The organism is Rhodococcus sp. PvR099 (assembly GCF_017833315.1).
GTDB classification, from domain to species: Bacteria; Actinomycetota; Actinomycetes; order Mycobacteriales; family Mycobacteriaceae; genus Rhodococcus_G; species Rhodococcus_G oryzae.
The window spans coordinates 5092461-5104948 of the sequence record NZ_JAFIBV010000001.1 but is presented as its reverse complement, the minus strand read 5'-3'; the positions used below and the strand labels follow the sequence as shown (position 1 = coordinate 5104948).

Genomic DNA, 12488 nt, shown 5'->3' with positions numbered 1-12488 from the left:
AACCCACGCCCGCGGCGCGTGCGGTAGAACTGGACGCGCGCCCGGTCCGAGGGCGCATCTCCAGCACATGAGAAATCACCAGGAGCCGAAGCTATGAACCTGAGCGCGTTGATCGCCACCCTGTTGGGCCTCGTCGGCCCCGCCGAGACCACCACCGACGGAAAGTTTGTCGGCAGCAGCACCGGGAACGTCGGCAGCACCTTCCCCTGATCGACACGCGCGGGTCTGCGCGTTGAGCGCGCGGACCCGCGCACCAGCCGGGCGACCCGGTCAACACCCCCGGCGCAGCAGCCGTGGTGTGCTCGGCACCGGGATCTCCGAACCCGCGCCCGCCAGCCCGTCCAGCACGCCCTGCGACCAGGCCACCAGGCCGGCGACATCGAGACCGTGCGGAGCGTCCGTCTCGAACCCACGGATCCGGTCCTGGCCGCGACGCAGCAGCGACTGGGCGCCGACGATATTGCCGCGCAACAGATGCGTCAGGCCCACCGCGAGCTGCGCAAGCCCCTGCCAGAGCTCGCGTTCGGAATCCGGCGCCGCCTTCCACGAACCCTCGAGCACCTCGTGTGCATGGAACGGCATGCCCTCGTCCAGCAGGCGCTGGGCCTCGACAATCGCCTCCGCAGGGGTCAGCAGGAACTCCTCCTGCACCCGCGCGACGCCCTCGGCGCCGCGCGGCAACGGCCTCCCCAACCCGTCGCGGGGGCGCGCATTGAGCGGCCTGCCCCGGCCGTCCCGTTCACGCTGCTGCATGCCTCCAACTGTAGTGAAGCCGATGGAACTCACAGCCGAACCCCTGTCCAGGTAACTGTGAAAGCTAGTACCGTCTACGTAGGCCGACAGGGCCGACATCGGTACGAGGAGAGACATGGGCACCATTCACATCACCGCGGTCGCGAAGGTTCCGGTGCACGCCGGCTTCTCCTATGTGGACGACTACAAGAATGTGCCGGCGTGGATGTTCGGGGTGACCCGGTTCGAGCCGGTCGGCGAGCAGACCCAGGGACTCGGGGCCACCTTCGACGCCACCATGCAGCTCGGCCCCAAGGCCATGAACTCCAGGGTCACGATCACCGAGTGGGAGCAGGACCGGCTGATCACGCTGGCCTCGGTCGACGGGATCTCGAACTCGTCGACGTGGCGATTCGCTCCGGCGAGCGACGACACCACCGAGATGACGGTGGACTTCGAGTACTCGCTGCCGGGCGGACTCGCAGGCAAGGTGCTCGCGAAGATCGTCGAGCCGATCGTCGGAACGGCCATCAAGCACACCGAGTCCACCCTGCGTCGCCGGGTCGAGGAGCTTGCGCGCACCGGCGCCACCGGGTGATCCCACCTCCGTCGCGTGCTTCACCCGGCGAACGAACGGTGACAGCGCGCCACGCTCGGACGACGATGGTCCGGGAGGGACGCATCCGTCGTCTCCGAGACGCGGGAGGGGGCTCATGTCCACAACGCAACCGGTCGCCGAGGCCGACGCTCTCGCCCAACGCCTCGTCGAGGCCGCACTCGGCACCGTCGATCTGCTGTCCATCCACCTCGGCGACCGCCTCGGCTGGTACCGGAGTCTGCGGGTCGACGGCCCGGCGACGCCGGAAGAACTCGCCGCCCGCACCGACACCCACCCTCGGTACGCGCGGGAATGGCTGGAGCAACAGGCCGTCACCGGTCTGATCGAGGTCGATTCCGACGGACCCCGACGATTCACGTTGCCGCCTGCGGCGGCGGAGGTGCTCACCGACGGGTCCAGCCTCGCCTACCTCGCGCCGCTGGCCCGGATGCTCTGCGCCGCGGCCGAACAGATGCCCGCGCTGCTCGAGGCGTATCGCTCCGGCGGAGGGGTCGGCTGGGCACAGTACGGAGCCGACGCCCGCGAATCGCAGGCCGAGATGAACCGCCCCTGGTACGAGCGGGCCCTGCCGGAGGCCCTGCGGTCGGTTCCCGACCTGGACGCGCTGCTTCGCGAGCCGGGCACCCGGATCGCCGACCTGGGCTGCGGCGGCGGCTGGTCGACGATCGCACTCGCCAGGGCGTACCCGGCTGCCACCGTGGACGGGCTCGACATCGACGCGGCCTCGGCGCGGCTGGCCTCGCGCAACGGCGACGCGAACCCGGACGTCGCGTCCCGCGTCTCCTTCCACTGCGGCGATGCCGCCCGGCTACCCGCGTCCACCTTCCGCTGCGTGTTCGCCTTCGAGTGCGTGCACGACATGCCCGATCCCGTCGGGGTGCTCGCCGCTGCCAGGCAGTCGCTGGTCCCCGGGGGCCGCGTTGTCATCATGGACGAGGCGGTCGCCGGCTCCTTCGACCCTCCCGGCGACGAGACCGAGCGACTGATGTACGGCTTCAGCCTGCTGATCTGCCTGCCGGACGGCATGAGCCACCGGCCCACCGCCGCCACCGGAACCGTCATGCGCCCGGACACGCTGCGCGGCTATGCGTTCGAGGCGGGATTCACAGGATTCGAGATACTCCCGATCGACGGCTTCGGGTTCTGGCGCTTCTACCAACTGACGGCCTGACGACCTCGCCGCCGCCACCGGAGATCGGTGACGGCGGCGAGGAAGAATCGGAGAGAGTTCGCCGTTGCGGCGCTGGGTCAGGCGCTGAGCAGGCCCTTCGCGATGTGCGTCACCTGGATCTCGTTGCTACCCGCGTAGATCATCAGCGACTTCGCGTCACGCGCGAGCTGCTCCACCTTGTACTCGGCCATGTAGCCGTTACCGCCGAACAGCTGAACGGCCTCCATGGCGACCTCGGTGGCGGCCCGCGAGGAGTACAGCTTCATCGCCGATGCCTCGGCGAGGGTCACCTTGTTGCCTGCGGCGGTGCGCTCGATCGCGTTGAACACCATGTTCTGCACATTGATCCGGGCGACCTCCATCTCGGCCAGCTTGAGCTGGATGAGCTGGAACTGAGCGATCTCCTTGCCCCACAACTTGCGGGTCTTGGCGTAGTCGATGCACAGCCGGTGGCACTCGTTGATGATGCCGAGCGCGAGGGAGGCGATGCCGATTCGCTCGGCCGCGAAGGACTCCTTGGCACTCTCCTTGCCGTCGCCCTTTGCCGGGTTCTCGGTCTCGCCGAGCAGCCGGTCCTTGCTGATCCGCACGTTGTCGAAGAACAGCTCGCCGGTGGGCGAGGAGTTCATGCCCATCTTCTTGAACGGCGGGCTCTGGGTGAAGCCCTCCATGCCCTTGTCGAGCACGAAGCCGAGCACCTTGCGGTCACGGCGGTCCACGGAGGAGTCGCCCTCGTCGAGCTTGGCGTACACGATGGTCACGTCTGCGTACGGGCCGTTGGTGATGAACGTCTTCTGGCCGTTGAGGATGTAGTCGTCCCCGTCGCGCCGGACGTAGGACTTCATGCCGCCGAACGCATCCGAACCGGAGTCGGGTTCGGTGATCGCCCACGCGCCGACCTTCTCCATCGTGACGAGCTCGGGCAGCCAGCGCTTCTTCTGTGCCAGCGTGCCGCGGCTGCGCAGCGTGCCGACCGTCAGGCCGAGGCTCACGCCCATCGACGCGACCAGGCCGAGGCTCACGCCCGCGAGTTCGCTGTTGAGGATGACGCCCATGCTGCCTGCGCCGCTGAAGCCGCCGCCCTTCTCGCCGGACTCGGGGACGGTCTCGCCGCGCTCGCGCGCTTCCTCCTTCGCGAAGGCCTTCTCGAGCGCCTCGCTCGCCATCTCGTCCATGCCGAAGGTCGAGTACATCTTCCGGATGATCTCGAACGGGGGCAGCTCGCCGCTCTCGAGCTTGTCGACGTGCGGCTTGATCTCCTTCTCGATGAAGCCACGCAGGGCGTCGCGGAACATCAGGTCGGTGTCAGACCACTCGTACATGTCGGGAACTCCCATTGATCGGCGGATCGTGCGCAACGTGCGGCACGCGAAGACGGCGCCGCGACTGCGCGGACACTCACCCCCAAATATAGAACACGTTCTTGTTTTCTGACAGCATCCTGCCGCATGCGCCAGGACCCGATGGCGACCGCGGGCACGACCGTCGACCCTGGACAGACCGATTTTCCGGGGAGCACACTGGCACCGGCGAGAGGATCCACGATGGCCGAACCCCGAGTCGAACCCGACGTGCCGATCGTCGACGCGTGGGGACAGCCGAGAGGGCGGGCGTGATCACCTGGTACCGGCTGGCCTACCGGCTCGGCCTCACGCCGTGGGAGTGGGCGGGCCAGTCGATCGGCGCGCAGCTGACCGCGTTCCTCGACAGCCGGGACGCGCAGGCGGGACCGCCTGGGAAAGCCCTCGACGCGGGGTGCGGTACCGGCTCCCACGCCATCGAATTGGCCCGTCGCGGCTGGCAGGTGACCGGAATCGACGCCGTGCCGCTGGCGGTGACCCGGGCCCGGGCGCGGGCCGAGGAGGCCGGGGTCGAGGTGACATTCGTGCTCGGCGATGTCACCGAACTCGAGAAGTCGGTCGGCCGCGGATATCGATTCGTGCTCGACATCGGGTGCTTTCACGGTCTCACCGCCTGCGAGCGGGACCACTACGCCGACGAGCTCACCCGGATCACCGAGCCAGGGGCGAGTCTGCTGATGTTCGCCTTCGGCCCCGGCCGACGGGGACCACTCCCCCGCGGCACGGACCGCGCCGAGGTGGAGCGTACGTTCGCCGGGTGGCGGCTGATCTCCGACGCCGCGGACAGCGGGGCGCTGCCGCGACCGGTCCGACGGGGGAACCCGCGCTGGTTCCACCTCGCCCGGTCATGAGGTGGTCGGGCGTCGACCGCGCCGTCAGGCCACTGCGGGCCGGTCTCGCCTGCTGGTCTTCCGATGGTGCTTACGCCCGGTCAGCGCCCAGCGCCGATCGGCCACCCGCGTCGTGCGGTGGTGGCGCTCGATGGTGAACTCCGTGATCGGTAGCCGCTCCAGCAGGCGGATGTCGGCACACGGGTCGCCGTTCACGCCCTGCTCGAGCAGCGAGAACGCCGTGTGGTTGACGGCGTGGATCGCGAGCCGGAGCGCGTCGAGCGCGCTCGGCCGCGGTCCGAACCTGGCCAGGGTGTGCCTACCCTGCACGGTGGTTCCGACCACCGCATAGAAGTGCCATTCCCCGGCGTGCTCCGAGTCGCCCGAATCCACGGGCTCGCCTGGCTGGTGTGTGGGACCGGATACAGTGCCCATCTTGCGCCTTCTTCCGTCTTCCGGTGTGGCGTCTCTACGACGGTAACGCGGGCCACCGACACTGTCCGTGTGCCTCGCCGTTGCGCGGGATACGGGTATTCCCCGACTTTTCCCGGCGAACCGGGGAGCCGTCGACGTGGCACCATCGCATTCACGCACCACATGTGATTCGTCACCGACACCGGGAGTGATTGCTCGTGACCCTTTCTCTCGACGAGGCCGCGGAAACCCTGGCCGCGCAGCCGTTCAGCACCCTGGTCGGTGCCCGGTTGACCGCCTTCACCGACGGCGCCGCCACCCTCACGATCCCGATCCGCCCGGAACTGCTGCAGCAGCACGGGTTCGTGCACGGCGGTGTGCTGTCCTACGCGGCGGACAACGCGCTCACCTTCGCGGCGGGCAGCGTGCTGGGGCCGAGCATCGTGACCTCCGGGTTCACCATCACCTACCTCCGTCCCGCGATGGGGACCGCATTGCGCGCGGAGGCGACGGCGGTGAGTTCGGGCCGCAGGCAGGCACTGTGCCGCTGCGAGATCTATGCGGACACCGAGAACGGGCCGGTGCTCTGCGCCGCCGCCCAGGGCACAGCCTCGGTCATCGACCTCGGCCGGACCATCACCTCCTCATGAGCACCGAGGCCACCGTGATCGGCGGCGGTGTGACCGGGCTGACCTGCGCACTCGAACTCGCGCGGGCAGGCCACGACGTCACCGTCCTGACGGCCGATCCGATAGCGGAGACGACCTCCGCGGTCGCCGCGGCGATCTGGTTCCCCTACGAGGCGGCACCCGCCGACGCCGTGCTGCGCTGGTCGACCGAGTCCGCGGCGGCGTTCGTCGGCCTCGCAGCGGACTCCTCGGCAGGCGTGGCCCTGCGAACCGGCACGGTGCTCGAGCGGTCCACTGCGCCGGACCGCTGGTGGACCCCGGCGGTGCCTGGACATCGGGTGATCCCGGGCGAGGAATTGTCGTCCGGCGTGACGAGCGGGGTGCGCTGCACGGTCCCGGTGATCGACATGGGCCGTTACCTGCCGTGGCTGGCCCGCCGGTGCGAAGCCACGGGCGTGCGGGTGATCAGGAGGCGGGTCGACGACCTAGCGGAGGTCACCGGGGAGCTGATCGTGCTCGCGGCCGGCCTGCGGTCGGCCGCACTGACCGGGGACGCCCCGCTGATCCCGCTGCGCGGCCAGGTGGTGCGCGTGGCCAACCCCGGGCTGACCGACTGGCTGATCGACGACGACAACCCGGCCGGGATGACCTACGTGGTGCCGCGCTTCGAGGACGTGGTGTGCGGCGGCACCGCCGAGCCCGGATCCTTCGACACCGCCGTCGATCCCGAGACCGAACGCGCGATCCTCGAGCGGTGCTACGACCTGGTGCCCGAGCTGCGGGGCGCGCCGATCCTCTCCCGCGGCGTCGGCCTTCGTCCGACCAGGCCCTCGGTGCGACTGGAGGCGCTCCCCGGCGCGCGCCGGATCATCTGCTGTTACGGGCACGGCGGCGCCGGGGTGACCCTCTCCTGGGGCTGCGCTCGGGAGGTGGCCGCCCTGGCGGGCCGAGCCTGACTACTGTTGCGCCAGTCGCAGTTTCGTCGTCAACCGCTCGAGCTCCGCGAGCTCCTCTCGGTCGAGCGCGGTGCCGACGTGGCGCCGGATCTGCGCGGCGTGCCGCCTGCCGATGCTGCGCTGCATGGCTCGCCCCTGCTCCGTGAGCGCCACGATCGTGCCCCGCCGGTCGTGCGGATCCGGCAGCCGGTCCAGCAGCCCGGCCTGCTCGAGACGCTCGACCATGCGGCTGAGGGACGGCTGGGTCAACAGGATCTCCCGGTTCAGCTCGTGCAGCCGGGCCCGTCTGTCCGGGCAGCGGCTGAGGGTGAACAACACGTCGTACTCGCGGCGGCCGAGGGGATCCCACGCGTCGGCCGACTCGAACCGCCGCATCAGCGCCACCTGGGCACGGAACAACGCCTCCCACGCGTCGGCGGCCAGCTCGGTGGTGCTGCGCGGCCGCCCGCCGACGGGCGGTTCAGTGGGCGGCATCGGTCGACGCCTCGAGGGTGCCGACGCGACCGTTCCGCTGCGCCAGCAGGCTCGCGTGCGTCGGCGGGTTCTCCGGCACGTGGGCCGGGCGCCGGGCCGCGAACTCGCGGCGCAGCACCGGGGCGACCTCGGAGCCGAGGAGGTCGAGCTGCTCGAGCACCGTCTTCAGCGGCAGGCCCGCGTGGTCGACCAGGAACAGCTGGCGCTGGTAGTCACCGAAATAGTCCGCGAAGGCCAGCGTCTTCTCGATCACCTGCTCGGGCGTGCCGACGGTCAGCGGGGTCTGCTCGGTGAAATCCTCCAGCGAGGGTCCGTGACCGTAGACCGGCGCGTTGTCGAAGTAGGGCCGGAACTCCGCGACCGCGTCCTGCGAGTTCTTGCGCATGAACACCTGCCCACCGAGGCCGACGATGGCCTGGTCGGCACTGCCGTGCCCGTAGTGCTCGAACCGCTCGCGGTACAGGTTGATCAGCGCGATGTAGTGCTCCTTGGGCCAGAAGATGTTGTTCGCGAAGAAGCCGTCGCCGTGGAACGCGGCGATCTCGGCGATCTCCGGGCTGCGGATCGAGCCGTGCCAGACGAACGGCGCGATCCCGTCGAGCGGACGCGGCGTGGAGGTGAAACCCTCCAGCGGGGTGCGGAACCGGCCCTGCCAGTTCACCACGTCCTCGTCCCACAACCGACGCAGCAGCTGGTAGTTCTCCAGCGCGAGCGGGATCCCCTCGCGGATGTCCTTGCCGAACCAGGGGTACACGGGCGCGGTGTTGCCGCGGCCCATCATCAGGTCGACGCGGCCGTCGGCGAGATGCTGCAGCATCGCGTAGTCCTCGGCGATCTTCACCGGGTCGTTGGTGGTGATCAGGGTCGTCGAGGTGGACAGGATCAGGTTCTCGGTCTTGGCGGCGAGGAATCCGAGCATGGTCGTCGGGGAGGACGGCACGAACGGCGGGTTGTGGTGCTCGCCTGTCGCGAAGACGTCGAGGCCCACATCCTCCGCGTGCTTGGCGATGGTCGTCATCGCCTTGATGCGCTCGTGCTCGGTCGGCGCCCGCCCCGTGGTGGGGTCAGGCGTGACGTCGCCGACGCTGAAGATTCCGATCTGCATGGTGACTCCCTCGAGCTGGATTGAACACGTCCGCTATTTCAATGCGTTTGCATGAATTTCCAACCGCGTCGGGGTCCGGGGTATTCCGCCCCCGCACAGCACCCCCGGGCGCGGCGGATAGGGGATGTCGGGCCAACCGGGGCAGCCGCAGGCCTGCCCCGATCGGGATCCCCTATTCACCCCCTAATCCGCCGTCACTCGCACCGATCGGCGGGGTGTCCGGCGTACCAATGGGACTCGACGCCGACCGGCGTCGCTCACCACGCGACAGGAGTACTCATGTCCTTCTCTGCCCTCTTCTCGTCCCTGTTCTCCTCGATGTTCGGTGGCCAGTTCGACAGCGGCTCGCTCGGCGGCACCATCGGCGGCGGCGCCGGTGGCGGCGCGAACGGCGGCGGCGCAGCCGGATTCGAGTCCTGATCCGCCCAGCGGCCGCGACCTAGGGCCTGGGGCCTGGGGCCTGGGGTACCAAACGACGATGGCCCGCACTCCCCCTCGGGAGTGCGGGCCATCGTCGTGAGAGTCGAGTTGCCCTCTAACTCAGCGAGTAACTCAGTGAGCCATCACCTGGGTCGCGTCGACCGGGGCCGCGGGCTTGCTCCTCGGCAGCAGGAACGCCGGGATCAGGGTCAGCAGGAGCAGCACCAGCGCCACCGTGAAGGTGTTGCCGAACGCGTCCGCAGCGGCGTCCAGGCCCTGCTCCACCGCTCCGGGCGGCATCTGCTCCGCGATCGAGGGATCCTGCCCGGCCGCGATGGCCGGTCCGGCGAGCGGGCGCGACAGCATCTGGTTGGTGAGCACCACCGACATGGTCGCGGTACCGACCGAGCCTGCGACCTGCTGGACGATGTTCATCAGCGTCGAACCGCGGGCAACGGTCTCGTTGGTCAGCGTCTGCATCGCCGCCGTCATGATCGGCATCATGGTGCCGCCCATGCCCAGGCCCATCACGAACAGGGCACCGAGGAGCACGACGTACGAGGTGTCGGCACCGACCTGGGTGAACACCGCCATGCCTGCGGCGATCAGGGAGAGGCCGCACAACACGATCTTTCCGGGACCGATCTTGTCGACGAGAGTGCCCGCCAACGGCATCGTGAGCATCGCGCCGATGCCCTGCGGGGCCAGCAGCAGACCGGCCGTGAGGGTGGTCTCACCGCGAACCTGCAGGAAGTAGCTCGGGAACAGCAGGCCGGCACCCATGAACGCGATCACGAACATCGTCGACGTGATGACCGCGATGGTGAGCTTGCGGTTCTGGAACAGGTGCAGGTCGATCAGTGGGTGGTCGGCGCGGAGCGCGTGGAACACGAAGCCGATCACCAGCGCCAGGCCGATCACAGCGGGGACCAGCACCCGAGTGGCCGCAACGGTGCCGGTCTCCGGGATCGAGGAGACGCCGAACAGGAACAGCGCGAGACCGGGCGAGAGCAGCAGCATGCCGAGGAAGTCGAAGGACTCGGACGGGCTCGGGTTGTCCTTGGGCAGCAGCACGAACGCGGCGGTCAGGGCGATGATGCCGATCGGCAGGTTGATCAGGAAGATCCAGTGCCAGCTGGCGCTCTCGATCAGCCAGCCACCCAGGATGGGTCCGCAGATGGGTCCGAGCATCATCGGGATGCCCAGCACGGCCATGACGCGGCCGACGCGGTGGGGACCCGCGGCCTTGGTCATGATCGTCATGCCCAACGGCATCAGCATGCCGCCGCCGAGGCCCTGCAGGACCCGGAAGCCGATCAGCGACTCGATGTTCCATGCCATAGAGCACAGCACCGAGGCGCCGACGAACAGCACCAGCGCCGTCATGTAGAGGCGCTTGGTGCCGAACCGGTCAGCCGCCCACCCCGTCACGGGGATGACGGTCGCCAGGGCCAGGGTGTACGCGGTCATGGTCCAGGCGACGGTTGCGTAGGTCGCGTTGAACTCGGACATGAACGTCGGCAGCGCCACGCTCACGACCGTCACATCGAGGATCGACATGATGGCACCGATCACCACCACGCTGGCGATCTTCAGAACTGCGCCGTCGATCTTGTCCGAGGCCGCGGGGGCGCCCGGAGGTGTCGGCGTCGTCATGGGTTCTCCTGACAATTGGCTCGCAGAACATCTCCCGCGAGAATGGGTTTGAGCGACTCGTACAGCCGGTCACGGTCCGAGTCCGAGAGGCGGGCCGCGAACGCTCGCAGCTCGCCCTTCTTGCTGTCGATGTGGCCGGAGGCGATGGCTCGACCGGCCTCCGACAACGAGATCCTCTTGATGCGGCGGTCCTTCGGATCCTCGCGGCGCTCCACCAGACCCTGATTGACCAGTTGGTCGATGTTGCGACCCGCGGCCGCGACGGACAGGCGCAGCCGCTCTGCCACCTCGTTGATCGCAACCGGCTTGCCGTGCTGCGCCAGCATGAACAGAGTTCGCACCTGCGAGAACGACAGGTCCACGGCGATCAGCTTGTCCATGGACTCCGACTCCCCCACCCCCAGCAGCCGCATGATGAACTCGTCGAGCGCCTGATACAGGTCTTCGGGGGAAGCGGCCACTCGTGCAATAGTAGCGATCGCGCAACTATTGCCCAAACGATATTAATGTGAAGGGCATCACGTCCGCCGCCGAGGCTCGAGCGCCCGCAGAGAGATCCGACCACGGTCTCAGGTCGCCGGGCAATCGAATTTCCGGCCGCCGACCGGCTCGCTCTGTCGGGACATGCCCTCGAAGGTTCTGATCCTGCTCCGACACGGCAAGTCCGCCTACCCCGACGGCGTGGCCGACCACGAGCGTCCGCTCGCGCCGCGCGGGCAACGCGAGGCCGGGCTGGCGGGCGACTGGATCCGCCTGACCCAGCCCCCGGTCGACGCCGTGCTCTGCTCCACCGCCACCAGGACCAGGCTCACCCTCGCGGCCAGCGGCATCGACGCTCCCGCCCGCTACGCCGACACGCTCTACGGGGCGAGTGCCGCCGAGGTGCTGCGCGAGATCGCGAGTACCGACGCGGCCGTGCGGACCCTGCTCGTCGTGGGGCACGAGCCCGGCATCCCGGACACGGCACTCGCGCTCGATCCGGGCGGCCCGCTCGCCGAACGGATCGCGGACCGCTTCCCGACCTCGGCCATGGCGACCCTGGCGGTGACGGGGTCCTGGGCCGACCTCCTCGTCTCACGCGCGCGCCTGACCGACTTCCACATCCCGCGCTGAGCGAGGCCCGCTACTCGCGGACGAGCACCGCCTTGCCGAGCACCTGACCGGCCTCGAGGTCCGCCAGCGCGCGGGCCGCGTCGGCGAGTGGATACCGGGCCTTGACCAGCGGCCGCAGGCCCTTCCCCACCAGTTCGGTGAGGTCCGCATGGGTGCGCGCCAGCGCCGAGGGGTCGGTGCGCAGGAACTCACCCCAGGCGGCGCCCACGATGCTGATGTTGCGGAACAGCACCCGGTTCACCTTCACGGACGGGATACCGCCGCCCGCGAACCCGATCACCAGCAGCCGGCCCTCCGGCGCCAGCACCCGGACGGCATCGTCGAAGGCGTCGCCGCCGACCGGATCGACCACCACGTTCGCGCCGCGGTTCTCGGTCAGCTCGCCCACCCGGGCTGCCCAGCCCTCGTCGAGCGCCACCACCTCGTCCGCGCCGAGTTCGCGGAGGAACTCGTCGGCCCCCGCCCGTCGGACCACCGCGATCACCTTCGCGCCGTGTGCCTTCGCCAACTGGATGGCCGCGGTGCCGACACCGCCCGCGGCACCGAGCACCACCACCGTCTCGCCCGCCACCAGGCCCGCTCGCCGGGACAGCGCGAACTCCATCGTCTGATAGTTGATGATGAGCGAGGCAGCCTCCTCGAAGCTCAGATCGGCCGGTATCGGCATCACCCGGGAGGCCGCGATCGCGACGCGCTCCGCGTAGCCACCGAGATCGGACATCGCCAGCACGCGGTCCCCGACCGCGAAGCCGCTGTCGTCCGGAGCGGACACCACCACCCCGGCCACCTCGGCGCCGGGGACGAAGGGCGGCTCCGGCCGCAGCTGGTACTTGCCGTAGCTGATGAGCAGGTCCGGGAAGCACACCCCTGTCGCGCGCACGTCGATCAGCACCTTGCCCGTCGCGTCCGGCTCGGGCACCTCCTGCAGGGCCATCCCTGCGGGCCCGGTCAACTCCGAGACCACAACTGCTTTCACCACAGACCTCCGTGTTCGCGCGCCATCGCAAT

The 12488-nt window shown here is 69.3% G+C and carries 15 protein-coding genes; 7 read left to right on the top strand and 8 right to left on the bottom strand.

The genetic code is table 11. The features are described from left to right. Positions 1-270: 270 nt before the first annotated feature. Complete coding sequence (locus tag JOE46_RS23805) at positions 271-753, bottom strand: DUF309 domain-containing protein (RefSeq protein ID WP_097210979.1); 483 nt, start codon at positions 751-753, stop codon at positions 271-273. A 115-nt stretch (positions 754-868) separates the two neighbouring features. Here JOE46_RS23805 and JOE46_RS23800 point away from each other — a divergent pair, with 115 nt between their 5' ends. Together JOE46_RS23800 and JOE46_RS23795 are read left to right on the top strand one after the other, a co-directional pair. Then, complete coding sequence (locus JOE46_RS23800; protein WP_097210978.1) at positions 869-1330, top strand: SRPBCC family protein; 462 nt, start codon at positions 869-871, stop codon at positions 1328-1330. 115 nt (positions 1331-1445) lie between these two features. Continuing rightward, positions 1446-2522: a class I SAM-dependent methyltransferase gene (locus tag JOE46_RS23795; protein WP_209928668.1), complete on the top strand. Its 1077-nt coding sequence runs from the start codon at positions 1446-1448 to the stop codon at positions 2520-2522. A 77-nt stretch (positions 2523-2599) separates the two neighbouring features. Here JOE46_RS23795 and JOE46_RS23790 read toward each other — a convergent pair whose 3' ends face one another. Continuing rightward, the gene (locus tag JOE46_RS23790) at positions 2600-3844 is read right to left on the bottom strand and encodes an acyl-CoA dehydrogenase family protein (RefSeq protein WP_097210976.1); all 1245 of its coding nucleotides are present in this window, start codon (positions 3842-3844) and stop codon (positions 2600-2602) included. 266 nt (positions 3845-4110) lie between these two features. Between JOE46_RS23790 and JOE46_RS23785 the strand changes: the two genes are divergently transcribed. Then, entirely contained in the window at positions 4111-4734 is a 624-nt protein-coding gene (locus tag JOE46_RS23785; RefSeq protein WP_257017254.1) for a class I SAM-dependent methyltransferase, read from the top strand. A 24-nt stretch (positions 4735-4758) separates the two neighbouring features. Here the strand turns inward: JOE46_RS23785 and JOE46_RS23780 are convergent, their stop codons facing one another. After that, positions 4759-5148, bottom strand: a complete 390-nt coding sequence (locus tag JOE46_RS23780; RefSeq protein ID WP_209928666.1) for a hypothetical protein — start codon at positions 5146-5148, stop codon at positions 4759-4761. A gap of 191 nt (positions 5149-5339) precedes the next feature. Between JOE46_RS23780 and JOE46_RS23775 the strand changes: the two genes are divergently transcribed. After that, on the top strand, positions 5340-5777 hold the full coding sequence (locus JOE46_RS23775; RefSeq protein ID WP_209928664.1) for a PaaI family thioesterase: 438 nt from the start codon (positions 5340-5342) through the stop codon (positions 5775-5777). Further along, positions 5774-6712: an FAD-dependent oxidoreductase gene (locus JOE46_RS23770; protein ID WP_209928662.1), complete on the top strand. Its 939-nt coding sequence runs from the start codon at positions 5774-5776 to the stop codon at positions 6710-6712. Before JOE46_RS23775 ends, JOE46_RS23770 begins: the two co-directional genes overlap by 4 nt. On the opposite strand, the gene JOE46_RS23765 is transcribed toward JOE46_RS23770, so the two are convergent. Next, positions 6713-7186: a MarR family winged helix-turn-helix transcriptional regulator gene (locus JOE46_RS23765; protein ID WP_209928660.1), complete on the bottom strand. Its 474-nt coding sequence runs from the start codon at positions 7184-7186 to the stop codon at positions 6713-6715. Then, the gene (locus JOE46_RS23760; RefSeq protein ID WP_097210970.1) at positions 7173-8291 is read right to left on the bottom strand and encodes an LLM class flavin-dependent oxidoreductase; all 1119 of its coding nucleotides are present in this window, start codon (positions 8289-8291) and stop codon (positions 7173-7175) included. Before JOE46_RS23760 ends, JOE46_RS23765 begins: the two co-directional genes overlap by 14 nt. 279 nt (positions 8292-8570) lie before the next feature. Between JOE46_RS23760 and JOE46_RS23755 the strand changes: the two genes are divergently transcribed. Further along, positions 8571-8711: a hypothetical protein gene (locus JOE46_RS23755; protein WP_179800488.1), complete on the top strand. Its 141-nt coding sequence runs from the start codon at positions 8571-8573 to the stop codon at positions 8709-8711. A gap of 132 nt (positions 8712-8843) precedes the next feature. On the opposite strand, the gene JOE46_RS23750 is transcribed toward JOE46_RS23755, so the two are convergent. Both JOE46_RS23750 and JOE46_RS23745 read right to left on the bottom strand, forming a co-directional pair. Then, positions 8844-10367: a DHA2 family efflux MFS transporter permease subunit gene (locus tag JOE46_RS23750; protein WP_097210969.1), complete on the bottom strand. Its 1524-nt coding sequence runs from the start codon at positions 10365-10367 to the stop codon at positions 8844-8846. Continuing rightward, positions 10364-10780: a MarR family winged helix-turn-helix transcriptional regulator gene (locus tag JOE46_RS23745; RefSeq protein WP_077043522.1), complete on the bottom strand. Its 417-nt coding sequence runs from the start codon at positions 10778-10780 to the stop codon at positions 10364-10366. Before JOE46_RS23745 ends, JOE46_RS23750 begins: the two co-directional genes overlap by 4 nt. A 211-nt stretch (positions 10781-10991) precedes the next feature. Between JOE46_RS23745 and JOE46_RS23740 the strand changes: the two genes are divergently transcribed. Then, positions 10992-11480 carry a histidine phosphatase family protein gene (locus tag JOE46_RS23740; RefSeq protein ID WP_097210968.1) on the top strand — a complete coding sequence of 163 codons (489 nt, stop codon included), beginning with the start codon at positions 10992-10994 and terminating at the stop codon, positions 11478-11480. A 10-nt stretch (positions 11481-11490) separates the two neighbouring features. Here the strand turns inward: JOE46_RS23740 and JOE46_RS23735 are convergent, their stop codons facing one another. Continuing rightward, complete coding sequence (locus tag JOE46_RS23735) at positions 11491-12456, bottom strand: NADPH:quinone oxidoreductase family protein (RefSeq protein ID WP_209928658.1); 966 nt, start codon at positions 12454-12456, stop codon at positions 11491-11493. Positions 12457-12488 lie beyond the last annotated feature (32 nt).